Annotated in this window: 1 protein-coding gene; it reads left to right on the top strand. The window is 82.5% G+C overall.

The genetic code is table 11. The features are described 5' to 3' along the window. Positions 1–583: ATPase, T2SS/T4P/T4SS family (locus tag PYV61_RS26410; RefSeq protein WP_275836871.1), on the top strand; the 583-nt coding region annotated here is incomplete at both ends.

Raw genomic sequence — 583 nt, 5'->3', positions numbered from 1 at the left:
TCGCCGAGCTGCGCGCGGCGGCGCACGGCCCGCTGGCGCGCGAGCTGCCGGCGGCGTGGCTGGAGGCGCACCTCGTGCTGCCGCTCGGCGTCGCGGCCGACGGGGCGGTGCGGGTGGCGGCCGGCGGGCGCCCCGACGCGACGCTGGTGGACGCGCTGGCGCGCCGATTCGCGCGCCCGGTGCGGCTGGAGCCGGTGGCGGCGCAGGACCTGCGCGCCGCCGTGCTCGCGGTGCGCGAGGCGGCGCTCGCCCCCGCCGACCCGCTGGCCGCGGACGACGCGGTGGCCGACGTCGACGGCGGGCCGCTGCGCGCGCTGGCCGACGAGGCCCCGGTGGTCACGGTGGTCGACGAGCTGCTGCGCGACGCGCTGCGCCCGCGCGCGAGCGACGTGCACCTGGAGCCGGCCGCCGACGGCGTGCGCGTGCGCTTCCGGCTCGACGGCGTGCTGCAGGACGTGCAGCGCGTGGCGCCGGCGCTGCGCGCGGGGGTCGTCAGCCGCGTGAAGGTGCTGGCCGGGCTCGACGTCGCCGAGCGGCGGCGGCCGCAGGACGGGCGGGCGCGCGTGCGCGTGGGCGCCGACGA

It is taken from the genome of Roseisolibacter sp. H3M3-2 (assembly GCF_029211165.1).
In the GTDB taxonomy this organism is placed as follows: Bacteria; Gemmatimonadota; Gemmatimonadetes; order Gemmatimonadales; family Gemmatimonadaceae; genus Roseisolibacter.
Note: the sequence above shows the minus strand (reverse complement) of the source record. Positions and strands in the feature narration are given on the sequence as shown.